Annotated in this window: 20 protein-coding genes; 9 read left to right on the top strand and 11 right to left on the bottom strand. The window is 61.9% G+C overall.

Going from position 1 to position 23,140, the window contains the following annotated elements; translation table 11 throughout:
• The first annotated feature begins 49 nt into the window (after positions 1–49).
• The 4 genes from ATY78_RS17815 to ATY78_RS17800 all read left to right on the top strand — a co-directional run bounded on the left by ATY78_RS17815 (position 50) and on the right by ATY78_RS17800 (position 6,897).
• Positions 50–958: a flagellin gene (locus tag ATY78_RS17815; RefSeq protein ID WP_088683630.1), complete on the top strand. Its 909-nt coding sequence runs from the start codon at positions 50–52 to the stop codon at positions 956–958.
• 264 nt (positions 959–1,222) lie between these two features.
• On the top strand, positions 1,223–2,764 hold the full coding sequence (locus tag ATY78_RS17810; protein WP_088683629.1) for a DHA2 family efflux MFS transporter permease subunit: 1,542 nt from the start codon (positions 1,223–1,225) through the stop codon (positions 2,762–2,764).
• A 177-nt stretch (positions 2,765–2,941) separates the two neighbouring features.
• Positions 2,942–3,430: a cupin gene (locus tag ATY78_RS17805; RefSeq protein WP_088683628.1), complete on the top strand. Its 489-nt coding sequence runs from the start codon at positions 2,942–2,944 to the stop codon at positions 3,428–3,430.
• Positions 3,431–3,621: 191 nt separating this feature from the next.
• Positions 3,622–6,897, top strand: coding sequence for a cellobiose phosphorylase (locus tag ATY78_RS17800; RefSeq protein ID WP_088683627.1), 3,276 nt, complete (start codon positions 3,622–3,624; stop codon positions 6,895–6,897).
• Positions 6,898–6,901: 4 nt separating this feature from the next.
• Here ATY78_RS17800 and ATY78_RS17795 read toward each other — a convergent pair whose 3' ends face one another.
• The 6 genes from ATY78_RS17795 to ATY78_RS17770 all read right to left on the bottom strand — a co-directional run bounded on the left by ATY78_RS17795 (position 6,902) and on the right by ATY78_RS17770 (position 11,317).
• Positions 6,902–7,648: a FadR/GntR family transcriptional regulator gene (locus ATY78_RS17795; RefSeq protein WP_088683626.1), complete on the bottom strand. Its 747-nt coding sequence runs from the start codon at positions 7,646–7,648 to the stop codon at positions 6,902–6,904.
• A 183-nt stretch (positions 7,649–7,831) separates the two neighbouring features.
• Positions 7,832–8,587, bottom strand: coding sequence for a 2-dehydro-3-deoxy-D-gluconate 5-dehydrogenase KduD (gene kduD / locus ATY78_RS17790; RefSeq protein WP_088683625.1), 756 nt, complete (start codon positions 8,585–8,587; stop codon positions 7,832–7,834).
• A 5-nt stretch (positions 8,588–8,592) separates the two neighbouring features.
• Positions 8,593–9,429, bottom strand: coding sequence for a 5-dehydro-4-deoxy-D-glucuronate isomerase (gene kduI, locus ATY78_RS17785; protein ID WP_088683624.1), 837 nt, complete (start codon positions 9,427–9,429; stop codon positions 8,593–8,595).
• 123 nt (positions 9,430–9,552) lie between these two features.
• A complete protein-coding gene (locus ATY78_RS28590; RefSeq protein WP_088683623.1) occupies positions 9,553–9,873 on the bottom strand; it encodes a hypothetical protein in 321 nt (106 codons plus the stop codon).
• Positions 9,874–10,035: 162 nt separating this feature from the next.
• Positions 10,036–10,182, bottom strand: coding sequence for a DUF1127 domain-containing protein (locus ATY78_RS17775; protein ID WP_011428254.1), 147 nt, complete (start codon positions 10,180–10,182; stop codon positions 10,036–10,038).
• Between the two features lie 154 nt (positions 10,183–10,336).
• Positions 10,337–11,317 (bottom strand): 3'-5' exonuclease, encoded by a 981-nt coding sequence (locus tag ATY78_RS17770; protein WP_088683622.1) that lies wholly within the window; start codon positions 11,315–11,317, stop codon positions 10,337–10,339.
• A gap of 115 nt (positions 11,318–11,432) precedes the next feature.
• On the opposite strand from ATY78_RS17770, the gene ATY78_RS17765 reads away from it, so the two are divergent.
• Both ATY78_RS17765 and ATY78_RS17760 read left to right on the top strand, forming a co-directional pair.
• Entirely contained in the window at positions 11,433–12,701 is a 1,269-nt protein-coding gene (locus ATY78_RS17765; RefSeq protein WP_088683621.1) for an NAD(P)/FAD-dependent oxidoreductase, read from the top strand.
• Between the two features lie 211 nt (positions 12,702–12,912).
• A complete protein-coding gene (locus tag ATY78_RS17760; RefSeq protein ID WP_088683620.1) occupies positions 12,913–13,944 on the top strand; it encodes an aldo/keto reductase in 1,032 nt (343 codons plus the stop codon).
• A gap of 98 nt (positions 13,945–14,042) precedes the next feature.
• Here ATY78_RS17760 and minE read toward each other — a convergent pair whose 3' ends face one another.
• From minE to ATY78_RS17740, 4 genes are all read right to left on the bottom strand, one after another.
• The gene (minE, locus tag ATY78_RS17755; protein ID WP_011428260.1) at positions 14,043–14,303 is read right to left on the bottom strand and encodes a cell division topological specificity factor MinE; all 261 of its coding nucleotides are present in this window, start codon (positions 14,301–14,303) and stop codon (positions 14,043–14,045) included.
• Positions 14,300–15,115: a septum site-determining protein MinD gene (minD, locus tag ATY78_RS17750; RefSeq protein WP_088683619.1), complete on the bottom strand. Its 816-nt coding sequence runs from the start codon at positions 15,113–15,115 to the stop codon at positions 14,300–14,302. The genes minE and minD overlap by 4 nt, the downstream gene beginning before the upstream one ends.
• Positions 15,116–15,146: 31 nt before the next feature.
• On the bottom strand, positions 15,147–15,872 hold the full coding sequence (minC, locus tag ATY78_RS17745; RefSeq protein WP_088683785.1) for a septum site-determining protein MinC: 726 nt from the start codon (positions 15,870–15,872) through the stop codon (positions 15,147–15,149).
• 334 nt (positions 15,873–16,206) lie between these two features.
• Entirely contained in the window at positions 16,207–16,797 is a 591-nt protein-coding gene (locus ATY78_RS17740) for a TetR/AcrR family transcriptional regulator (protein WP_088683618.1), read from the bottom strand.
• A gap of 98 nt (positions 16,798–16,895) precedes the next feature.
• Between ATY78_RS17740 and ATY78_RS17735 the strand changes: the two genes are divergently transcribed.
• The 3 genes from ATY78_RS17735 (at position 16,896) to ATY78_RS17725 (ending at position 22,080) form a co-directional block, all read left to right on the top strand.
• On the top strand, positions 16,896–18,014 hold the full coding sequence (locus ATY78_RS17735) for an efflux RND transporter periplasmic adaptor subunit (protein WP_088683617.1): 1,119 nt from the start codon (positions 16,896–16,898) through the stop codon (positions 18,012–18,014).
• Positions 18,014–21,124, top strand: coding sequence for an efflux RND transporter permease subunit (locus ATY78_RS17730; RefSeq protein WP_088683616.1), 3,111 nt, complete (start codon positions 18,014–18,016; stop codon positions 21,122–21,124). Before ATY78_RS17735 ends, ATY78_RS17730 begins: the two co-directional genes overlap by 1 nt.
• A 134-nt stretch (positions 21,125–21,258) precedes the next feature.
• Positions 21,259–22,080 carry an oxidoreductase gene (locus ATY78_RS17725; RefSeq protein WP_088683615.1) on the top strand — a complete coding sequence of 274 codons (822 nt, stop codon included), beginning with the start codon at positions 21,259–21,261 and terminating at the stop codon, positions 22,078–22,080.
• A gap of 116 nt (positions 22,081–22,196) precedes the next feature.
• Here the strand turns inward: ATY78_RS17725 and purU are convergent, their stop codons facing one another.
• Positions 22,197–23,081, bottom strand: coding sequence for a formyltetrahydrofolate deformylase (gene purU, locus ATY78_RS17720; protein WP_088683614.1), 885 nt, complete (start codon positions 23,079–23,081; stop codon positions 22,197–22,199).
• Positions 23,082–23,140: the final 59 nt, after the last annotated feature.

The raw sequence follows: 23,140 nt of genomic DNA, 5'->3' as shown, positions 1-23,140 counted from the left end.
ATGTTGCCGGGATGCACCACATCCAACTTCCGAAACAGGCGAATTTCCAATGACGAGCATCAATACGAACAATTCGGCGATGGCAGCCCTTCAGACGCTGCGCTCCATCAACTCCGGTCTCGAATCGACGCAGAACCGCGTTTCCACCGGTTATCGCGTCGATACCGCATCCGACAACGCCGCCTACTGGTCGATCGCGACCACGATGCGGTCCGACAACAAGGCCCTTTCCGCCGTGTCCGACGCGCTCGGCCTCGGTGCCGCAAAAGTCGATACCGCCTATACCGCAATGGACAGCGCGATCGACGTCGTCGACGAGATCAAAGCCAAGCTCGTGGCCGCGACCGAAGACGGTGTCGACAAGTCCAAGGTCCAGGAAGAAATCAGCCAGCTGCAGGAGCAACTGATGAGCATCGCCCAATCGGCGTCCTTCTCGGGCGAAAACTGGGTCGCCGGCGCTGACGGCACCGTGAGCGTCGTATCGTCCTTCGTCCGCGACGGCTCCGGCGCCGTTTCGGTGAAAATGACGGACTATGCTCTGGATACCGCCTCGATGGGCAACGTCCTGTTCGGCATGAGCGGCGGCTCGATCGAAACCTCCACGGGTATTCTCGGCACTTCGTCGGGCGCGACCGGCTCGGTCTATTCGATGGATATCACCGACTTCACGCTCGGCCAGATCCAGTCGGCGCTGACGACTGTCGAATCCGCGCTGTCGGCAATGACCTCTGCGGGTGCGCAGCTGGGTTCGATCTCGACCCGCATCGAATTGCAGGAAGACTTCGTCGGCGCACTCTCCGATTCGATCGACTCGGGCGTCGGCCGGCTCGTCGATGCCGACATGGAAGAGGAGTCGAGCAGGCTTTCTGCCCTGCAAACCCAGCAGCAGCTTGCAATCCAATCGCTGTCGATCGCGAATTCGTCGTCCCAGAACATCCTGTCGCTCTTCCGCGGCTAATCGTACTGGCCAACGCAAAGGGAGCCGGGCGCATAGAACGCCCGGACCATATTCGCTGATCGAACACCGAGCCTGGCCTTCCCGGTCAGGCTCGGTCGCGTTTTCGGCAATGACGTAAGCGACGCCACGATGCCGATGCCGATGCTTGATCTAGAGTTGCCTCCGCCGAAGCGTGCCGGTTGACATGCCGATCGTTTCGATCGCAAACATGTTGGCCTCAGATATTCTCATCGACGCAGACAATGCCGCTGGCGGGATCATAGCATGTCGGAACGACTTGAAGCTGCTCGTCCTGACGGGGCGCCGGCCATCGTCTGGCTCGGCTTCCTGGCTATGTGCGTCGGCATGTTCATGGCGATCCTCGACGTTCAGGTGGTGGCGACGTCGCTGCCGACCATCCAGTCGGCGCTCGATATCGGTCCGGATCAGATGAGCTGGATACAGACGGCCTATCTGATCGCCGAAGTGGTCGCCATCCCGCTGACCGGCCTGCTGACGCGGCTTTTGACGATGCGATGGCTGTTCGTCGTCGCCGTCGGCCTGTTCGTCGCGGCCTCTGCCGGCTGCGCGGCGAGCGGCAGCTTTGCGGAATTGGTCGCCTGGCGGGTGCTTCAGGGCTTTTGCGGCGGCACGCTGATCCCCTCTGTGTTTTCAGCCGTGTTCATCCTTTTCCCAAATGAGCGGCAGGCGCTTGCGACGACGATCGCCGGTGTGCTTGCTGTGCTTGCGCCGACCGTCGGACCGATCGTCGGCGGCTGGCTGACGCAGACATATTCCTGGCACTGGCTGTTCCTGATCAACATCCTGCCGGGGATCGCCTCGGCCATCGTCGCGGCACGCTTCCTGCCGCGGCAGGCGATCGATTCGTCCGAACTCGGGCACATCGACATCCTTTCGCTGCTGCTGATGGCAACCTCATTGACGAGCCTGGAACTCAGCCTGAAGGAGGCGCCGACCAGCGGCTGGACCTCCGCCTATGTGCTGAGCCTGCTCGCCCTTTGTCTTGTGTCGGGAGCCATCTTCACAGGGCGAACGCTCCGGCGAACACGACCGATCGTCGATCTCGGCAATTTCGCCGATCGGAACTTTCTCGTCGGTTCGATCCTGAGCTTCGTGCTCGGCATCGGTCTCTTCGGCTCGGTCTATCTCATGCCGGTCTTTCTCGCTTTCGTCAGGGGGCACGATGCTCTCGAAATCGGCATGACGATGCTGGTCACGGGCATCGCGCAACTGATCACGGCACCGGTCGCCGTTGCGTTGGAGAAGCGCATGGATGCGCGGCTGCTGTCGGCTGTCGGTTTTGCCCTGTTTGCGATCGGTGTCGGTATGAGCGCATTTCAGGATCCGCGCTCGGATTATGACGCGATGTTCTGGCCGCAGGTCGTGCGCGGCGTCGCTATCATGTTCTGTCTGCTGCCGCCGACGCGGCTGGCGCTCGGCACGCTTCCGGCCGATCGCATTCCCGATGCGAGTGGTCTTTTCAACCTGATGCGCAACCTCGGTGGCGCCATCGGCATTGCGCTCATCGACACCATCATCTACACGCGCTCGGAACCGCTGGGACAGGGTCTCTGGACGCGCCTTCAAGCCGGCGACATCGAGGCCGCGACATTCGTCGGCGCGCCTCTCCAGGCCATATCGGGGCATAGCGGCAGCTTCGATGCGGATGCGACGGCGCTGCTCGATCCTCTCGTCCAGACAGCGGCCAGCGTTCAGGCGATCAACGAAGCCTGGATGGTCGTCGCCGTTCTGACCGGCTGCGCCCTGCTCTCAGTGCCCTTCGCCAGGCGGCCAGCGCCGGCATGAGACCCGTCACGTGACGATCTGCTTAAGCAGAATCGTTTAACATATTGATTGAAGGAACTGTTGGCGGTCGCCAAAGTTTAGCCTTTTGAAGCCATCGCAATCGCATCGAACTCGCTCACCAGCGCGGATGGCCCCCAACTATCGTGTCAAGGCCCTCGCCTACCGTGGGAATTCAGCATGAACACCGAGACGATTATTTTCGAGCAGAGCGACTGGGTTCCAAACAACCCGCGTCTTCCTGTATTGCTTTACCGGGATATCTTTGCCGATGGTGGACCTCGCGATTTCGAAGGTCGCTTCGCGGCAAACGGTTGGACTGGTATCTGGACAAACGGTGTCTTCGACTATCAGCACTACCATTCCGGTGCCCATGAAGTGCTGGGAATTACACGTGGCGGCGCCACGCTGCTGATCGGCGGTCCCGGCGGTCAAGCATTGGAGGTTGCGGCAGGAGATTGTTTGGTGCTTCCTGCCGGAACCGGGCACCAAAATCTCGGCTGCACGCCGGACTTCCAGGTGATCGGCGCATATCCTAAGGGGCAGCATGCGGACATTCAGACCTCGGCTGCTTCAAGCGAAATGCTGACGAAAATCTCGTCAGTGCGTCTGCCCGATACCGATCCCCTTCAAGGACGGTCCGGATTTCTCATTGAGAAATGGCGGTAGTTATACGGGCACCGCGACCGATTTCACGGCGATGTTCAGTTTGCGAGGCTAACCTGGCCGATGCGACACACAACCGCAAGAGTTGATCGTCACGTCACGACACTTGCCGATCTTACGGCCGTCAGTAAGATTTCTCTCAATCTTTTTGCGTCATCCTTCGATTCCCTCTGATGCCAATCGATGAGATCCTGATGTCCCCGGACTTTACGCGCAGTTTGCAAATGCCCCGCCGCGATGATCTCGGCCTCCGCACCATCAGCAACGGTTCCGGCCTGTCGATATCGGCGCTGCCCAACGGCACGCTGTTTGCCATCGAATATGCCGACGACAAGGGATCGGTGCAGATCAACCAGATTCAAGGCTCGCCGCTCATCGGCGGCATCGGCCGCCTTTACCTGCGCATCGGCGGCGCCGCGCCTGATGTCGTCGAGATCGTCGGGTCTCGGGCCGCTGGCAGATTCGGGCATAATGCGACGAGCTTCTCCTGGAGCGGCAAAACAGGCGATATCGGCTATAACGTCCGCCTCGAACTTCATCCCACCGAAACGGCCTGGTTCTGGCGCGTCTCGCTCACGTATCCGAAGAAGGGAACGCTGCCGGTCGATCTGGTGCTGATCCAAGACGTCGGCCTCGGCGATCGCGGCTTCCTGATGAACAGTGAGGCCTATGCCTCGCAATATGTCGATCACCATATTGCCGATCACAAGACCTATGGATGGGTCGTGATGAACCGGCAAAATCTCAAACAGTCGGGCGCCCGCAATCCCTGGCTCGCGCAGGGCTGCCTCGATGGCACGGCCGCCTATGCCACGGATGCGATCCAGCTGGTGCAGGCGAAAGACCGCCTCGGCGATCTGCTGGTCGGCCCGTTCGGCGCCAGCCTGCCGAGTGAACGGCGGCAGCAGGAAACGGCATGTCCTGCCATCCAATCGAAATCCCTTTCCGTACCGACAAGCGGGGTGAGCGCGACCTTTTTCGCTCTGTTTGCCGCCGATCATCCCGAGGCTTCGAGCGATGCCGATCTTTCGCGGCTCGATGGGCTTGCGGCCACAGAAAGCGCCGCCGCTGAGATTGCCGAAGCCGAGCCCGCCCGCAGCCTGCTGCAGGATGCTCCTCTGCTGGAGGCCGAGCCGCTCGATAAAAAGGCGATTGCGCGGCTTTATCCTGAACGGAGCCTGGAGGAACGCGCCGACGGAAAGCTCCTTTCGTTTTTCGTGGCCGATGGTGTCTTGAACCGCCACGTCGTCCTCAGCGAAAAGGAACGCCTGGTGGCGCGCCGCCACGGCGCGATCGTCAGGAGCGGCCAGAACATGCTGCTCGACGATTCCACGCTTGCCGCGACCTGCTGGATGCAGGGCATTTTCGCCGCGCAACTGACGATCGGCAATACCTCCTTTCACAAGCTCTTTTCGGTCTCCCGCGATCCCTACAATCTGACGCGCGCCAGCGGGCTGCGCATCATGACGGATGTCGGGGCGGGTTGGCAGCTCCTGGCGGTGCCTTCGGCTTTCGAGATGGGGCTCAGCGATTGCCGCTGGATCTATCGCTGCGCCGACCGCACCATCACTGTCGCGGCCGTGGTTTCCGGCGAGGATGCGGCCATGCAATGGACCGTCTCCGTCGAAGGTAAGCCTTGCCGCTTCCTCGTGTTCGGCCATGTCGTCCTCGGTGAGCGCGAATATGATGCGGGTGGGCGGATCGACTTCGATGCGCCGGGCAAACGCATTCGTTTCCTGCCCGATCCGGCCTGGCTCTGGGGCGAACGCTACCCCGACGCCGGCTATTGGCTGGTGAGTTCGACGCCTGATGCCATCGAGGAAATCGGCGGCGATGAGCTTCTCTACACAGACGGCGTTGCGCGCAACGGCGCCTTCGTGGCGCTTCGCTCCCGGTCGACGCAGGTTCTTTCCTTCGCCGTCGTCGGCTCGATGACCGATGCGAAAGAGGCCGAACACCTGGCGCAGCGGTATGAAGCCGGCGTTACCGATGAAGCGATGCTGGTGCCGGCATCTAAATTCTGGCGGAAGACCGTGCGCGGCCTGACGATCGGCGGCACGGCGCCCGACCTTGCCGCGCAGACAACCCTCCTGCCCTGGCTTGCGCATGACGCCATCGTGCATCTGAGCGTGCCGCACGGCCTCGAGCAATATACCGGTGCGGCCTGGGGAACGCGCGACGCCTGCCAGGGGCCGATCGAGTTCCTGCTTGCCTATGAGCATGATCGCGAGGCCAAGGAGGTGGTGAAAACCGTCTTCAGCGAACAATACCTGGAAAAAGGCGACTGGCCGCAATGGTTCATGCTGGAGCCCTATTCCAACATCCGGGCCGGCGACAGCCACGGCGATATCGTCGTCTGGCCGCTGAAGGCGCTCTGCGACTATATCGAAGCGACCGGCGATCTCGCCATCCTCGACGAGGAAGTTTCCTGGCGTGACGAAAAAACCATGCAGAAGGCGTCCGAAACCGACACCATCGCGACGCATGCCGAGAAGCTGCTCGATACTGTCCGCGAACAGTTCATTCCGGGAACGCATCTGATCCGCTACGGCGAGGGAGACTGGAACGATTCCCTGCAGCCGGCCGATCCGCATCTGCGCGACTGGATGGTGAGCAGCTGGACGGTTGCCCTTCTCTACGAGCAGGTCGTCCGCTATTCCGCGATCCTGCGCCGCCACGGCCGGGGCGACAAAGCCAAGGCGCTCAGGAAGATCGCGACGGCGATGCGCCGGGATTTCAACCGTCATCTCATTCGTGACGGCGTTGTTGCCGGCTATGGTATCTTCGATCCCGAACATGACGGCGTCGAATTGCTGCTGCACCCGAGCGACCGGCGCACCGGGCTCTCTTTCTCGCTGATCTCGATGACGCAGGCGATGCTCGGCAGGCTGTTCACGCCGGCGCAGAGGCAGGCTCATATGCGGCTGATCGAAGAGCATCTGCTCTTCCCTGATGGCGTGCGGCTGATGGAAAAGCCGGCGACCTATGCCGGCGGACCCGAGACGCTGTTTCGCCGCGCCGAATCCTCCTCCTTCTTCGGCCGCGAGATCGGGCTGATGTATGTGCATGCGCATCTGCGCTATTGCGAAACGCTTGCCCTGGGGGCCGAGGCGGATGAACTCTGGAAGGCGATATCAGTCGTCAATCCGATCGCCGTCACATCAGCCCTGCCGCACGCTTCGCTGCGCCAGCGCAACACCTATTTCAGCAGCAGCGATGCCGCCTTCCCTGACCGCTATCAGGCGGCGGCCGATTGGGAGAGCGTCAAGGCCGGGAAGATCGCCGTCGACGGCGGATGGCGCATCTATTCGAGCGGACCCGGGCTTTATACCCGAAGCTTCGTCGAAAATATCCTGGGCTTCAAACGGCGCTTCGGCCGGCGTCAGCGCAAGCCGCTGCTGCCCACGGCTCACGCCTCCATCGATTTGCGGACCGATCACGCCGCCTGGCGTCGGCTGATGAAGCCGTAAAGGTTCAGGACGAGGTGCTGGCGTCGCGCAGCTCTTCGAAGCGCGCCGTACTTTTCGACAGGTGGGTGCGGATGGCGCGCCGCGCGGCGGCTTCGTTGCCGTCGCGGATCGCCGTGAATATGGCGTGGTGTTCCCTGCGCATGCGCGTTGCATGGCGCTTGCGCTCGGCAGCCGTCATCTTGTCCAGGCGCGCCCATTGCCGTGGCACCATGATGTTGCCGAACGTATCGAAGAGCCGGCCGTAATAGGAGTTCTGCGTCGCGACCAGAATGGACCGATGGAAGGCATAGTCCTCCTGCGCGCCATATCCGCCTTCTTCGAGCGCCTTGTCGAGGGCGTCGAGGCGATCCTGCATGCGGTCGATGTCTTCCTGGGTGCGCCGCAAGGCGGCAAGGCCGGCCGCTTCATATTCGACGCCGATGCGAAGCTCCAGCACGCGCAGGACCTCGTCGATCGACTGCAGGTCGTTCGGAATGATGGAGAAGGATCTCGGCGTCGGATCGTTCGAGACGAAGGCGCCGAGGCCCTGGCGGGTGGTGATCAGCCCCTTCGCCCGCAGTGTGGCAAGCGCCTCGCGCACGATCGTCCGGCTGACACCGGTCGCCGCCATGATCGCCTGTTCGGTCGGCAGGCGCTGGCCGGGCTGCAGGTCGCCGGACTCGATCTGCGCCATCAACGTATCCGCAAGGCCGCTGCGCAGGTTCGGCGGTTGCCGAGTGGTATTGAAGACCGCGTTGTCCCTGTCCGTCATCCCGTGTCGAATCCTGCCTGTCGATGCGGCTGCGCCCGCCTCATTTCCATTTGCTAACGCATGCCGGCCGGAAAGGCAAAACGACGTCGGTCACGGCAGCTCTATGCCGACAGCGCCACGCGTCGTTTCAGACGCGCGGCGCTGTTGCACTTTAAATTATGCAGTCGTCGTTCAGTGAGCGGATTACCGTGCCAGCCAGCCGCCGTCGACCGGCAGCACCGTTCCGTGCACGTAATCGGATGCCGACGACGCCAGGAACACCGCAGCGCCGCCGAGTTCATCAGGCGTTCCCCAGCGCCCGGCCGGAATGCGGGCGAGGATGGCGGCGTTGCGGTCGGGATCTTCGCGCAGTGCCGTCGTGTTGTTGGTGACGAAATAACCCGGCGCGATGGCGTTGACGTTGACGCCCTTGCCGGCCCATTCGCAGGCAAGCAGCTTGGTCAGTCCGGCAAGCCCGCTTTTCGAGGCGGTATAGGACGGAATGCGGATGCCGCCCTGGAAGGAGAGCAGCGAGGCGATGTTGATGATCTTGCCCCTGCCCTTCTCGACCATGTGGCGGCCGGCCGCCTGCGACAGGAAGAAGGCGGTCTTCAGGTTGACGTCGATGACCGCGTCCCAGTCTTCCTCGGTGAAGTCGAGCGCATCGGCGCGGCGGATGATGCCGGCATTGTTGACGAGAATGTCGAGGCCGCCGAAGGTGCTGATCGTCTCGTCGACGATCCCCTTCACCGGCTCGATGGTGGAGAGATCGGCCTTGACGACATGGAAGCGGCTTCCCGCCTGCTTCACCAGTGCTTCGGTCTCGTCCATCGAGGAGCGTCCGACGGCGACGATCGCTGCACCGGCCTCAGCCAGCGCGGCAGCGATGGCCTGGCCGATGCCGGTGTTGGCGCCGGTGACGACGGCAGTCCTGCCGGAAAGGTCGAAGGGATTTGCCACGGCGCTTACCTCAGATCCGCAACGGCGATGTGGTCCATGTCGGTAAAGCTCTTGTTGTCACCGGCCATCGCCCAGATGAAGCTGTAGTTACGGGTGCCGGCGCCGGAGTGAACCGACCACGGCGGCGAAATGACCGCCTGTTCGCTGGCGACGACCATGTGGCGGGTCTGCTGCGGCTCGCCCATGAAGTGGAAGACGCGCTGGTCGGCTTCGAGGTCGAAATAGAGATAGGCTTCCATGCGCCGGTCATGCGTGTGGGCCGGCATGGTGTTCCAGACGCTGCCGGTTTCCAGCATGGTGAGGCCCATGGTCAGCTGGCAGGACTGGCAGATCTCCGGATGGACATACTGGTAGATCGAGCGCTTGTTCGAGGTTGCCGGGTCGCCGGGGCTCAAGTGCCGCGCCTTGTCGCGGGTGAGCAGCACGGTCGGATGCGTGGCATGCGCCGGGGTCGAGACGAGGTAGAACTTCGCCGGATCGGCGGCATCGGCGCTTTCGAAGCGGACATCGCGCGCCCCCTTGCCGACATAGAGGCAATCATATTTGGCAAGATCGTAGCTCGTGCCGTCGACGACGATGCGGCCGGCCCCACCGATGTTCAGCGCGCCGAGTTCACGTTCGGCAAGGAAGGTTTCCTGCCCGATCGCCGTCGGCGCCGTCAGAGGCAGGCCGTTGCCGAGTGGTGTGGCGCCGCCGATGACCATGCGGTCGTAATGGGAATAGGTGAGCCGGATCTCGCCGCCTTCGAAGATGGTCTCGACCAGAAAATGACGCCGCAGCGTTTCGGTGTCGAAATTGCGCACGGCCTCGGGATGGGAGGCGTGTCTCACGTCGATCTGCATGTCGAATTTCCTTCAGCTTCGTTGTCGTCAGGCATTGTCGCTATCGCGGAAGCCGGTCTTGCCTGCCGTCTTCCGCCCGCGTGGGTATCTACCTGGTTACATAGTTGTACGACAAGTTGGGTGTCAACAGGTTTGTCCGGTGCTCGCTGGAGAAGGCACGCGGCCCGCAGGAACCTGGCAGCAAATCTGGGAATAACGGGAGAAATTGTCCGGGGTGATGACCGCCATCACAAAGCGGCCGCCCTCGGCGCGGTGCGGCATTTCCCTCGGCAAAATGAAAAAAGCCTGCCGCGGGAGGAGGTGCGGCAGGCTTTCGATAAAACCGAACGACAGCTGGGAGGAGGAGTGCTGCCGTTCCCGCAAGCGACCCTGGGAGGAGGATGGGGCGCCTGCATGTCCGAAGGGATGCGGGAGGAGGTGCATCGCTTCGATGGAAATAATCATACTTATTTCCTGCTCAGTTCATAGGCATTTCTTTGCAGGGCAGCTATGCGTTATGCGAAAAGCGGGCGGCTCGTCATCTGCCGGCAAGCGCAAAAAGTAAAGCGCCCGCTCGGGAGGAAGCAGGCGCTGGGCAAGTCTCGAAAAATGTAGTCTGCGTGGCCGTTAGCGGGCGATGGCTGCGCGCGCAACGTTGCGGATGTCGCCGCGGCCGATGCCGAGGTCGTCCAGTTCGCGCGTGGACATACGGCCCAGTTCAGCGACCGTCTGACGATACTTGCGCCAGTTGTTGAAAGAGCGTGCTACGTTCATGATGATCCCCTTTCCGTGGGCTTTCGAAGCTTAGCTGCCAGTCCTTGGCGCTTCGTTCGCTTCGATGAGCTTCATATAATACGGGACCTTCGATTGTTGCAGCGCCAATGCATCACTGCACCTATGCAGCAAATGCATGGATTGTCGAAGAGGGTCAGAGTTTGAAGCGGTCGAAGGCCGTCAGCCGCATGATCGGCGGGTCCGCTTCTTTCCACCGGTAGATTTCCGAGCGTAGATAGGAAAGCTCTTCGGCGAGATCTTCCTCGCCGATCTCGATCCACCAGGATTTCAGGCGGCCGTCGCTTCCATCCGACCAGCGGTAGCCCCGCGCCTTCAGGTGATCCTTCATCTCGAACGGGCTGTGCTCGGCAAAGATGCGGATACGGGAGCGCTGGCTGGCGCGGTAAAGCTCCGCGAAGGGGTTTTCACCCTCGCGCGGTGCCCGGTCGAGGATTTCGAGCAGGGCGTGGCAGTCGTCCACCGCGCGATGGCCTTCGTGGAAATAACCGGCCTGGCCGACGAGATAGCCGAGCTTCGTGCCCTCGAAACCGCGTGTGCTCCAGTCGATCTCCGAAACGGAACATGCCCAGGCTTTGCCGGCGAAGATCTTCGAGAAGGCCTCGCAGAACGGACGGTCGAAACCGGCATTGTGGGCAATGATCAGATCTGCCGGCTCGATCAGGGCGCTGAGTGTCCTGATATCGATGACCTGTCCTTCGACCATCGCATCGGTGATTCCTGTCAGCCGGGTAATCTCGGCCGGGATCGGCTTTGACGGCTGCTGCAGGCCGCCATAGATGCCGACGACATCGCCGACCGCGCCGTCATCGTCGAATGTGAAGGCGACCGCGCCGATTTCGATGATCTCGTCGCTGCGGTGGTTGAGGCCTGTCGTTTCGGTATCGAGAACGACGCCGAGCCGCGAAAATTCCGGTCGCCGGATTGCGGCAATCGGCCGGGGCGCGAGTTTTCTGAGGATGCGATAATTGCCGCTCTCCTCTAGCACCCGCGCCATGTCTTCCTCGGAGCGGGCGGCCGGCTGCGATTGCCGCCGGCGCGACGGACCGTGCGCCTTGGCGATCGCGGGCGATGCCTTGGCAAACATGTCGAGTTGCGAATCTCTGTTCACGCTCATCGGATCTATATGTCACGGAGACGCGGCTTAATCCATCGGGCGCGGCGTTATATCGAGCCCTTGTCTTTCAGGGAGAGGGAAGTTTAGCTGAGGATGAGCGATTAAAGGAGATCATATGCCCGGCGACAACGGCAAGGGTGCGGACGAGGACGTCGTCATCATCGGCGCGGGTGCCGCCGGCATTGCCGCAGCCCGCCGTCTGCAGGCAATCCGTCCGGATCTCTCCATCCTCCTGCTCGAAGCCGGAAATCGTCTCGGCGGCAGGGCCTGGACGGTCGGGCTGCCGGGAGCAGACAATGTCCGGCTCGACCTCGGCTGCGGCTGGCTGCATGGGGCGCGGACCAATGCCTGGACTGAAATAGCCGGCGAAGTCGGTTTGACGGTCGACCGCACGCCTGCGCCCTGGAATGGCGGGCGGCAGCTCGAGCGGGATGATGCCGACGCGCGTGCCTCGCAGGAGGCGATCGGCGCCTATTTCGAACGTCTCGAAAGCCATGAAGGCGGCGATACCGATCTGGCCGCAAAGCTCGAACCCGGCAATCCCTGGAACGGCCATATCCGGGCGATCGGCACTTACATCACCGGCGCCGAGCTGGAGCGGTCTTCGGTCGCCGACTACAACAGATACGATCCCGGCCCCGGTCCCGACTGGCGGGTGCGCGAGGGCTATGGGACGTTGATCTCGCGCTACGGCAGTCCGGTTCCCGCCAGACTCGGTGTCGAAGTCACGCGCATCGACCACCGCCATGCCGGCCGTATCGGCATCGAGACGAACCAGGGGACGCTCAGCGCCCGCGCCGTGCTCGTGACCGTTTCGACCAACGTGCTTGCCGCAGGCCGGATCGCCTTCGACCCTCCCCTGCCCGGAAAGGCTGAGGCGGCCGCCCGTCTGCCGCTCGGGCTCGCCGACAAGCTCTTCCTCAGGCTCGCCAATCCGGAGGCGCTGCCGGCGGATACGCATATGCTCGGCTCGACCAGCCGCGGTGCGACCGGCACCTATCAGCTGCGGCCGTTCGGCGCGCCCGTCGTCGAGGCCTATTTTGCCGGAGACCTCGCGCGTGATCTCGAGCGGGAGGGCCGAGAGGCTGCCTTTTCCTTCGCCGCCGATGAACTGGCAGCGCATTTCGGGGCGGATATCCGCAAGGAGTTATCGGTGGCCGCGATCTCGGCCTGGGCCGCGACACCCCACATCGGCGGCTCCTATTCCTACGCCGAACCCGGCGCTTCCGATTTGCGCGGGGAGCTTGCCGCGCCGCATAACGGGCGAATCTTCTTCGCGGGCGAAGCCTGCTCGCGCTCGCGTTATTCGACGGCGCACGGCGCTTACGAGACCGGCGTTGACGCCGCCGATCTTATTGCCGGTTCGTTTCAGCAGAATCCGTAAACGTTGTCGGAAATATTTTTTCCCACTTGTAGCACGGGCGGGATTGGCTATGCTGCCCTTGCCCCTCGCGCTACCCGAGCCCAGGGCGCCATACCTCATCCCGGCGGCAAGCCGCCGCCTCAAGCACGATATTGTCATTGATTGCAGGAGCCCCGGCTTCTACCCCGACGATTTCGCACGTCGGCTGCGGCATCCGTATGAGGAGGAAGAAATGGATTATCGCAAGCTCGGTCCGAGCGGGACCGTCGTCACCGCCTATTGCCTGGGCACCATGACCTTCGGCGCGGAGGCCGACGAAGCGGCCTCGCACAAGCTGCTCGACGATTATTTCGCCTGGGGCGGCAATTTCATCGATACGGCTGATGTCTACAGCGCCGGCAAGTCGGAGGAGATCATCGGACGCTGGCTGAAGGCGCGCCCGACCGAAGCCCGCCAGGCGATCGTCGCCACCAAGGGGCGGTTTCCGATGGGCAACGGGCCCAACGATATCGGCCTGTCGCGCCGGCATCTCGGCCAGGCGCTCGACGATTCACTTCGCCGCCTCGGCCTGGAGCAGATCGACCTCTACCAGATGCATGCCTGGGACGCGCTGACGCCGATCGAGGAGACGCTGCGCTTCCTCGACGATGCAGTTTCATCAGGCAAGATCGGCTATTACGGCTTTTCCAACTATGTCGGCTGGCACATCGCCAAGGCGTCCGAGATCGCCAAGGCCCGCGGCTACACGCGTCCGGTGACGCTGCAGCCGCAATACAGCCTGCTCGCGCGTGACATCGAGCTCGAAATCGTCGCGGCCTGCCAGGATGCCGGCATGGGCCTCCTGCCCTGGTCGCCGCTCGGCGGCGGCTGGCTGACCGGCAAGTACAAGCGCGACGAGATGCCGACCGGCGCCACCCGCCTCGGCGAAAACCCCAACCGCGGCAGCGAATCCTATGCGCCGCGCAATGCGCAGGAACGCACCTGGGCGATCATCGCGGCCGTCGAGGAGATCGCCAAGGCACGCGGCGTCAGCATGGCGCAGGTGGCGCTCGCCTGGACGGCGGCACAGCCGGCCGTGACCTCGGTCATTCTTGGCGCCCGCACGCCCGAACAGCTTGCCGACAATCTCGGCGCCATGAAGGTCGGGCTCTCCAACGAGGAGATTGCGAGGCTCAACGAGGTCAGCGCGCCCCAGCCCCTGGATTATCCCTACGGCAAGGGCGGCATCAACCAGCGCCACCGCAAGATCGAAGGCGGCCGCTGAGCCTTTCGCCTCTGCATGACGAGAACGGTCCGCATCAATAGAAAAGTCGCCATGCTTCCATGGCGACTTTCACAAGGAGGGGAAACTCGTCGTTGCCGTCAGGCGGCCTGCACGGCAGCGTTCAGCGGGATTTCGACATCGATCTCCAGGGTCGAGACAAATTCGTTGCGGTCGATCGTCACCTGAACCTTGTCGTGGTCGAGCTCGACATGCTTGGCGATGACCGCAAGGATTTCCTCGCGCAGCAGGGAGACGAGGTCCGATCCCGCCGAGGAACGCTCATGGGCGAGGAGTACCTGGAGGCGTTCGCGGGCGGCGGGCGCCGTGCGCTGCTTGTTGAAGAGACGGAAAATATTCATGCCGCTCTCCTTCCGAAGATCTTGCCGAAGATATTCCGCTTTTCCTCAGGGATCGCGATCGGCAAAGTTTCGCCGGCGAGCCGGCGAGCGGCGTCGAAATAAGCCATGGCGGCTGCGCTGCGGCTTTCCGCCAGCGTCACCGGTGCGCCGATATTGGAAGCGCGCAGCACGTCCATGCTTTCGGGCACGATGCCGAGCAGCGGGATGGAAAGGATCTCCAGAACGTCGTCGACCTTGAGCATGTCGCCGCGCTCGGCGCGGTTGGCGTCGTAACGGGTCAGCAGCAGGTGCTTTTCCATCCGCTCGCCGCGTTCGGCCTTGGCGGTCTTGGCATCGAGCAGGCCGATGATGCGATCGGAATCGCGCACCGACGAAACTTCCGGGTTGGTGACGACAACGGCAACGTCGGCATGGCGCATGGCAAGCGTTGCACCGCGCTCGATCCCGGCAGGGCTGTCGCAGATGATCCAGTCGAAATAGCGCTTCAGATCGTTGATGACGCGCTCGACGCCTTCGGCTGTCAGATTGTCCTTGTCGCGCGTCTGCGAGGCCGGCAGCAGGAACAGGGTTTCCAGCCGCTTGTCGCGGATCAGCGCCTGGGGAAGCTTGGCATCGCCCTGGATGACGTTGATCAGGTCGTAGACGACCCTGCGTTCCGCGCCCATCACCAGGTCGAGATTGCGCAGGCCGACGTCGAAATCGACGACGACGACTTTTTCATTGCGTTGCGCCAGCGCCGCTCCCAATGCGGCCGTCGAGGTCGTCTTTCCGACCCCGCCCTTACCTGACGTGACGACGATCACTTTCCCCATTTCTCTCTCCTTTGCCGTGGCCGCAGCCGGGTCAGATCAGTTTTTCCGCCATGATCGCATCCTCTTCGAGCCAGAGCTGAACTGCCTGTCCGCGAAGATTGGGGGCCATGTCTTCCGCCATTTTGTAGATGCCGTCGATTGCAACGAGTTCGGCCTCGAGCTTCCGGCAAAAGATCCGCGCGGATGCGTTTCCGATGGATCCTGCCATGGCTCGGCCGCGCAGCGCCCCATAGATATGGACGGAGCCGCCGGCGATGACTTCCGCGCCCGAGGCGACGGAGCCGACGATCGTGACGTCGCCTTCCGGGAAGATCACCGACTGCCCCGAGCGCACCGGTTCCCGGATGACGATGGATTGCGTCGTTGCCGGACGGATCTCGGTCGCCGCCGGTTTGCCGACCGGATCGGCAGGCTCATTCGACGCCTGAACCTCGATGTCGGAAGCGGAACGGCCGCCTTTGAGCGCCGGAGGCATGCCGGAGCCCAGAATGGAAGGCCGCGCGCCCTCGATGCCCATGATGCTGACATTGCGCTTGCCGAGTTCGGCAATGAGTTCCTTGAGCTGCGGCTTGTCGATCTGCAGATCCGTCAGGTCGAGGACGACGGGGCGTCCCAGGAAGAAGCCGGCCGAACGTGCGGCCAGATCGTCCAACCTCGCCAACCAATCGTCGAAAGGAAGGTCCGGGGACAACATGACGGCCAGGAAGGAGCGGCCCTTGATTCGGATAGAGCGAGCGTCTGTTAGCACTTTGGTCATCTGTGTGAATAAATCGTTGACCATCTGTACCGCCGACATGGTTAACAAAAAGTTAACGCGACCCCGAAATTCCCTAACGTAATGTCACTTCCGTCGGTCGATGAATTTATTTAAGCGAATGAAAAGATTGAATGAATATGAAGAGTGAATAATCCTCATATATGATCGGAATGAGGAGCTGTTGCTCGGCGATCACGTCGACACCATCAGGCGGTTCTCAGCGCTGCGTTAACCCCTCGGCGACTCACACTCTACGCTCGGAGGCGCAGCTTCCGGGGCTTGCCGGGAAGACGACGGTGCGATTGCTGTCGTCCGAGGAATGTCAGGCGGGATCTCATTCCTCCTCCGCAGTTTCACCCGCGATCCGTTTGACTGCATCGGCCGCGGCTTCGAGCAGACGCTCCGACATGCCCTGGTCGGTCATGATGCGAGAGATGGTTACGGCGCCCACCATGAGGGACAGGACGACCATGGCTTTGTCATAGGGTTTCGTGCCGTCCGATGCCGGGATCAATTCGTCGAGAATCTGAAGATGCGCCTCGATGCCATTCTGGAACGGGACTCGCACTTCTTCACTCTGGCGTGCCGCATCTGACCCAAGCGCAGCCAAGGGGCAGCCGTCACCTTTCTCTTCCTGGTGCCCGGTCGACAGATACATGCCGACAACCGCGGCGAAGGGATCGGCACTTCCGGCGGCAACCCGCGACCACCTGCGAATGGCGCTCTCCATTGCTCGGCCGGATGCCAGCGCCGCAAGATCATCCTTCGATGCGAACTGCTTGTAGAAGCCGCCTTGCGTCAGACCGGCCCCTTTCATCAGGTCCTTCAGGCCGATGCCGTCGAATCCATGCTCTCGGAAAAGCCGGCTTGCGACGTTGATCACCGTTTCACGATTGGCCTCGGCTTGAGCACGACTGACTCTCATTGCGATCTCCAATTAGATTTCATTTGACATCTATAGCGGAATTAGAGTTAGATCGCAATCTAATTCAAAGGCTGCGCCCGTCAATAAGGCTTACTGACATGAACCGCAAAATCCTCCTCGCCTCTTTCGGCCTTCTGGCGGCTGCCGGCGCCACGGCGTTCGTGCTTTTCGGAGTCTCCTCGAAAGGAAGCGCGCAAGCCGCCGATCCCCGAATCGCGCCGCCGTTCGTCAAACTGGTGGAAGCGAAGAAGCCGGAAACGGCCGAACGCGCCTTTACGGGCACCATCGCCGCCCGAGTGCAGAGCAATCTTGGTTTTCGCGTACCGGGCAAGGTCGTCCAGCGTTATGTGGACGTTGGCGAGCAGGTCGAAGCCGGTCAGCCTTTGATGCGCATCGATGAGACCGATCTGCGTCTCGCGCTGACTGCGAAACACAACGCAGTTGTCTCCGCGCAAGCTGTGTTGATCCAAGCGCAAGCCGATGAGAGACGCTACGCTGCTTTGGCGAAAAGCGGATTGGCGGCGGCTTCGCCGCAGCGCTATGAACAGGCAAAGGCGGCGCTCGACACTGCAACGGCTCAACTGGCTGCGGCGGAAGCGGAGGCAAGGGTCGCTGAAAACGCCGCAACTTACTCCTTGTTGGTTGCTGATGCTGACGGGACCATTGTCGAAACGCTCGGAGAGCCGGGTCAAGTCGTGACGGCGGGACAGATTGTGATCCGCCTGGCGCAGGCCGGCCCGCGCGAAGCGCTCGTCTGGCTTCCGGAGTCGCTGCGGCCGCAAATCGGCGAGATAGCCGACGCCAGCATCTACGGAAACGAGAGCCGGCAGGACAAGGCGCGGCTTCGGCAGATCTCCGACGCCGCCGATCCTCAAACCCGCACCTATGAGGCGCGCTGGGTTCTGGATGGCGCCGCAGCATCGGCGCCGCTGGGCGCGACGGTGACGATCAGAATCTCCAGCAGCGCCGGCCAATCGCATGCCGCGGTGCCGGTCGGCGCCTTGTTGGACGATGGCAGCCGAACCGGCGTCTGGGTCTTCGATCAGGCATCTTCGACCGTCCACTTCCGGCAGGTGAAAATAGAACAATTGGGTGAGGAGGTCGCGGTGGTTTCCAGCGTCAAATCAGGCGAGCCGGTCGTCGCTCTCGGTGCCCATCTGCTGCAGGACGGCGCCAGCGTGCGCACCAAGGTAGAACAGGCAGAGGCGGCAAACTGATGACCTTCAACCTCTCCGCGCTCGCTGTTCGCGAGCGGGCCGTTACGCTGTTCTTCATCGTCCTGCTGGCCGCCGCCGGCGCCTATGCCTTCGTCAAGCTCGGGCGCGCCGAGGATCCTTCCTTCACCATCAAGACTTTGACCGTGACGACCGTCTGGCCGGGCGCGACTGCGCGCGAGATGCAGGATCTGGTCGCCGAGCCGCTCGAGAAGCGCCTCCAGGAACTCACCTGGTACGATCGTGTCGAGACGACAACCCGGCCGGGATACGCCTTCTTGACCGTCACCTTGAAGGACAGCACGCCGTCCACGGCAGTCGAGGAGGAATTCTATCAGGCGCGAAAGAAGCTTGGAGACGAGGCACGGAGCCTTCCCCGGGGCGTGCTTGGCCCCTTTGTCAACGACGAGTACTCGGATGTCAGCTTCGGCCTTTATGCGTTGAAGGCCAAGGGCATGCCGATGCGTGAGCTCGTCCGCCAGGCCGAGGTGATCCGCCAGGATCTTCTGCATGTGCCTGGAGTCAAGAAGATCAACATCCTCGGAGAGCGGCCCGAACGGATCTTCGTCGAATTCTCCTATGCCAAGCTTGCCACCCTTGGCATTTCGGCCCAGGACGTCGCGGCCGCCTTGCAGCGGCGAAACACGGTGACGCCGGCGGGATCTATCGATACGCGCGGGCCGCAGGTCTTCATTCGCTTCGATGGCGCCTATGACAGTATCCAGGCGATCGCCGACACGCCGATCGTCGCGGCCGGACGCACGTTGAAACTCTCGGATTTTGCCGAAGTGCGGCGCGGCTATGAGGATCCGGCCACCTATCTCATTCGCCATGACGGCGAGCCCGCCATCATGCTTGCCGCGGTAATGCAACAGGGATGGAACGGTCTGGAGCTAGGCAAGGCCCTGGAAGAAAGATCCGCCGCGATCGCGAAGACCCTGCCGCTCGGCATGACGCTCGCCAAGGTCAGCGACCAGGCCGTCAACATCGAGGAAGCCGTCGGCGAGTTCATGCTGAAATTCGCCATGGCCCTCGGCGTCGTATTGTTCGTCAGCCTTGTCAGCCTCGGTTGGCGTGTCGGCATCGTCGTGGCTCTGGCCGTTCCGCTGACGCTTGCGGTCGTCTTCCTCATCATGCTGGAGACCGGCCGGTTCTTCGATCGCATCACTCTCGGAGCGCTCATCCTGGCGCTCGGCCTTCTGGTCGACGACGCCATCATCGCCATCGAGGTGATGGTGGTGAAGATGGAAGAGGGGATGGATCGCATCAAGGCGGCCGCCTATGCCTGGAGCCATACGGCGGCGCCCATGCTATCCGGCACGCTCGTAACGATCATCGGGTTGATGCCCGTCGGCTTCGCCCGCTCGACCGCCGGCGAATATGCCGGCAACATCTTCTGGGTCGTGGGCTTTGCGCTCATCGTATCCTGGATCGTTGCGGTGATCTTCACGCCCTATCTCGGCGTCAAGATGCTGCCGGCGATCAAACCGGTCGAAGGGGGCCATCACGCCATCTATAACACCCCGAACTACCGGCGCCTGCGGCGGCTGATCGAGTTTACCGTGCGCCACAAGTTCGTCACCTGTGCGGTGGTCGTAATCGCCATGGGAACCTCCGTCGTTGGGATGGGAGCGGTGAAAAAGCAGTTCTTCCCGACGTCGGACCGTCCCGAAGTCCTCGTCGAAGTCCGCATGCCGGAAGGCACCAGCATCGAGACGACGACGGCAGCGGTCAAGAAGCTCGAAGGGTGGCTGCAGAAGCAGCCGGAGGCAAAGACCGTCACGAGCTATGTCGGTCAGGGCGCTCCCCGCTTCTTCTTTGCCATGGCGCCGGAATTGCCGGACCCGTCTTTCGCCAAGATCGTCGTGCTGACCCCTGACGCTCACACGCGCGAGGTATTGAAGCTTCGGCTGCGTGCGGCCATTTCGGACGGGCTTGCCCCCGAGGCCTATGTCCGCGTTACGCAGCTCGTCTTCGGGCCTTACACGCCGTTTCCGGTCGAGTTCCGGATCACCGGCCCTGATCCGGAGCAATTGTACCAGATATCCGAAAAAGCCCTCGATATCATGAAGAGCGTGCCGGATGTGCGCCAGGCAAACCGCGATTGGGGCAACCGCTCGCCGGTGCTGCGCTTCGTTCCCGACCAGGATCGGTTGGGCCTCATCGGCCTGTCGCCGGCCGAGGCAGCGCAGCAGCTGCAATTGCTGCTGAGCGGAATTCCGATCACTGAGGTTCGCGAGAATATCCGCAACGTGCCTGTCGTTGCGCGCAGTGCCGGCGGAAACCGGCTTGACCCGTCACGATTGGCAGACTTCTCACTGATGAGCCGGGATGGGCGACAGGTCCCGCTCGATCAGATCGGCCATTCGGAAATCCGGTTTGAGGAACCGATCCTGAAACGTCGTGACCGCACGCCTGTCATCACCATCCGGTCCGATATCAACGAGGCGTCCCAGCCGCCAGAAGTATCAGAGCAGATTCTAAAGGCGCTTCAGCCGCTGATCGCCTCGCTGCCTGTGGGGTATCGTATCGAGATGGGCGGGAACATCGAGGAGTCGCTCAAGGCCAACGCCGCCCTCGTCAAAATCTTCCCGGCAATGATTGCCGCCATGCTGATCGTGATCGTGCTGCAGGTCCGCAGCCTGTCGACGATGACCATGGTCATGCTGACGGGGCCTCTCGGCCTTGCCGGGGCGGTTCCGGTGCTGCTGCTCTTCGATAAGCCCTTCGGCTTCAATGCCATTCTTGGATTGATCGGGCTGGCGGGAATTCTGATGCGCAATACCTTGATCCTGACGGAACAGATCAAGGAGAACAAGTCAGCCGGTCTCGACGATTATCACGCCGTCATCGAGGCGACAGTGCAGCGGACGCGTCCCGTCATCCTGACAGCCCTTGCCGCCGTCCTTGCCTTCATTCCTCTCACCCATTCGGTGTTCTGGGGGTCGATGGCCTATACGCTGATCGGCGGAACGGCGGTCGGCACAGCGATGATCCTGCTCTTCCTTCCCGCTCTCTACGCCAGCTGGTTCCGCATCAAGCCGACGAAAAATGAAGGCCATGCAAATTCACCAAGCGCCGTGGAGTTAGCAACGGCGATGGCTGCCGAGTGATGTTCTGCGAAGCGGTGATGGCGTTTGACGTGCCGGAAACCGGGCGAATTCGCGAGAGCAACTCTGGCCGAAAAATCGCTAGAGAATAAAAAGTTATTGATAATCAACTGCTTGATAAGAACCAAGGAGCATGCATGTCTAAAAATAGAGTTGTCGTGATTACCGGAGCATCCTCCGGAATAGGCGAGGCGTCAGCCCGCCTTCTTTCACAAAACGGCTTCCAGGTCTTCGGGGGCGTCCGCAACCCGGCACGTGTCAACGCCATTCCCGGCGTGCGCTATGGGACTGTCGACGTGACCGACGACGCCTCGGTCTCCAATTTTGTTCAATGGGTGTTGTCCGAGGCAGGCAAGATTGACATCCTAGTCAACAATGCCGGCGTTTCGCTGGTCGGCCCTGTCGAGAACACGTCGCCTCGCGAAGCGCAAACGGTATTCGATGCCAATGTTTTCGGCCCTTTGCGCATGATGCGCGCTGCTTTGCCTTCCATGCGCGCCGCTCGCAGCGGGCTGATCATCAATATCAGCTCGGTCCTCGGTTTCCTGCCGGCGCCGTTCATGGGAATATATGCCAGCAGCAAGCATGCACTCGAAGGATTGTCGGAATCGCTGGATCATGAGGTTCGTGAGTTCAACGTGCGCGTCGTGCTGATTGAGCCGACCTTTACGAACACCAAGCTCGATGTAAACGCGGCACAGACCGAGGCGCCCTTGGGAGCCTATGCAACGCAGGCTGAGGCGACCATCAAGGCGGTACAAGCCCAGATCAAAACCGCGCCGTCGCCTATAAAAGTTGCGGAGAAGATATTGGCGGCAATCAATGGCCCATACAAAATGCGTCAACCGGCCGGCGGCCAGGCAACGCTTCTAAGCCGGCTGCGCAGGTTTATGCCGGCAAGCGCGGTCGACAGCAGCCTGCGCAAGACATTCGGCTTCGGAAAGCGTCCTGTGTCCTAAATCTTGCCCAAACTTCCAGGCGGCGCCGGCTGACCTGTCGATTTAGCAAGCGTGATAACCGCAGCGCGGCCGAGCGACTGGCGGAACACGCTTGCCTAAATTTCCGGCCGGCCGGCTCAGCCCATGCGTTCGGAGGCGTAGCTTCCCGGGCTTGCGGGGAAGACGACGGTGCGATTGCCGTTGATGAAGGTGCGGTGGTGGATATGGGCGTGAATGGCGCGCGCCAGCACCTGGGCTTCGACGTCGCGTCCCAGCGAGACATAGTCCTCCGCCGATTGCGCATGGGTGATGCGCACCGTGTCCTGCTCGATGATCGGACCTTCGTCGAGATCGGCGGTGACATAGTGAGCCGTCGCGCCGATCAGCTTCACGCCGCGCTCATAGGCCTGCTTGTAGGGGTTGGCGCCCTTGAAGCTCGGCAGGAACGAGTGATGGATGTTGATGATGCGGCCGGACATCTTTTGGCAAAGCGCATCCGAGAGGATCTGCATGTAGCGGGCAAGAACCACCAATTCGGCTTCCGATTGCCCGACGATGTCAAGCAAACGCGCCTCCGCCTCAGCTTTGTTGGCCTTGGTCACGGCGATGTGGTGGAAAGGAATGTCGTGGTTCACGACCAGCTTTTGATAGTCGTGGTGATTGGATACGACGCCGACGATATCGATCGGCAGCGCGCCGATGCGCCAACGGTAGAGAAGATCGTTCAGGCAATGCCCGAAGCGGGATACCATGAGGATGACCTTCATCCGGCGCGAGGCATCCACCAGTTCGAAATTCATCTCGAACTGCTTGGCGACCTTTGCGAACCCTTCCCGGATTTCCTCGTGCGTTGCGCCCTCTTCCGAGACGAAGGTGACTCTCATGAAAAATTTCGTGTTCTCGATATCATCGAACTGGGAGGCGTCGATGATATTGCAGCCTTTCTGGGCAAGGCAACCCGATATCGCGGCGACGATGCCGCGGGTCGACTTGCATGAAACCGTAAGAACGTACTGAGACATGGGGACTATCCGAACGAAGGAAAAAAGACCCGTGCCGATGGCACGGGGCAAGCGGCCGC

The sequence above is a fragment of the Rhizobium sp. R635 genome (assembly GCF_002211285.1).
GTDB lineage: Bacteria > Pseudomonadota > Alphaproteobacteria > Rhizobiales > Rhizobiaceae > Rhizobium.
This window is presented reverse-complemented; position numbering and strand designations above follow the sequence as displayed.

Bases quoted from the DNA above. Each gene is read 5' to 3' on its own strand.
- ATY78_RS17800 (WP_088683627.1), top strand. From the start codon at position 3,622: ATGTCCCCGGACTTTACGCGCAGTTTGCAAATGCCCCGCCGCGATGAT.
- ATY78_RS17765 (WP_088683621.1), top strand. From the start codon at position 11,433: ATGCCCGGCGACAACGGCAAGGGTGCGGACGAGGACGTCGTCATCATC.
- minC (WP_088683785.1), bottom strand. From the start codon at position 15,872: ATGACCAAAGTGCTAACAGACGCTCGCTCTATCCGAATCAAGGGCCGC.
- ATY78_RS17795 (WP_088683626.1), bottom strand. From the start codon at position 7,648: ATGACGGACAGGGACAACGCGGTCTTCAATACCACTCGGCAACCGCCG.
- ATY78_RS17775 (WP_011428254.1), bottom strand. From the start codon at position 10,182: ATGAACGTAGCACGCTCTTTCAACAACTGGCGCAAGTATCGTCAGACG.
- kduI (WP_088683624.1), bottom strand. From the start codon at position 9,429: ATGCAGATCGACGTGAGACACGCCTCCCATCCCGAGGCCGTGCGCAAT.
- ATY78_RS17735 (WP_088683617.1), top strand. From the start codon at position 16,896: ATGAACCGCAAAATCCTCCTCGCCTCTTTCGGCCTTCTGGCGGCTGCC.
- minE (WP_011428260.1), bottom strand. From the start codon at position 14,303: ATGAATATTTTCCGTCTCTTCAACAAGCAGCGCACGGCGCCCGCCGCC.
- ATY78_RS28590 (WP_088683623.1), bottom strand. From the start codon at position 9,873: ATGATTATTTCCATCGAAGCGATGCACCTCCTCCCGCATCCCTTCGGA.
- ATY78_RS17810 (WP_088683629.1), top strand. From the start codon at position 1,223: ATGTCGGAACGACTTGAAGCTGCTCGTCCTGACGGGGCGCCGGCCATC.
- ATY78_RS17740 (WP_088683618.1), bottom strand. From the start codon at position 16,797: ATGAGAGTCAGTCGTGCTCAAGCCGAGGCCAATCGTGAAACGGTGATC.
- ATY78_RS17770 (WP_088683622.1), bottom strand. From the start codon at position 11,317: ATGAGCGTGAACAGAGATTCGCAACTCGACATGTTTGCCAAGGCATCG.
- ATY78_RS17725 (WP_088683615.1), top strand. From the start codon at position 21,259: ATGTCTAAAAATAGAGTTGTCGTGATTACCGGAGCATCCTCCGGAATA.
- ATY78_RS17815 (WP_088683630.1), top strand. From the start codon at position 50: ATGACGAGCATCAATACGAACAATTCGGCGATGGCAGCCCTTCAGACG.
- purU (WP_088683614.1), bottom strand. From the start codon at position 23,081: ATGTCTCAGTACGTTCTTACGGTTTCATGCAAGTCGACCCGCGGCATC.
- ATY78_RS17760 (WP_088683620.1), top strand. From the start codon at position 12,913: ATGGATTATCGCAAGCTCGGTCCGAGCGGGACCGTCGTCACCGCCTAT.
- ATY78_RS17730 (WP_088683616.1), top strand. From the start codon at position 18,014: ATGACCTTCAACCTCTCCGCGCTCGCTGTTCGCGAGCGGGCCGTTACG.
- ATY78_RS17805 (WP_088683628.1), top strand. From the start codon at position 2,942: ATGAACACCGAGACGATTATTTTCGAGCAGAGCGACTGGGTTCCAAAC.
- minD (WP_088683619.1), bottom strand. From the start codon at position 15,115: ATGGGGAAAGTGATCGTCGTCACGTCAGGTAAGGGCGGGGTCGGAAAG.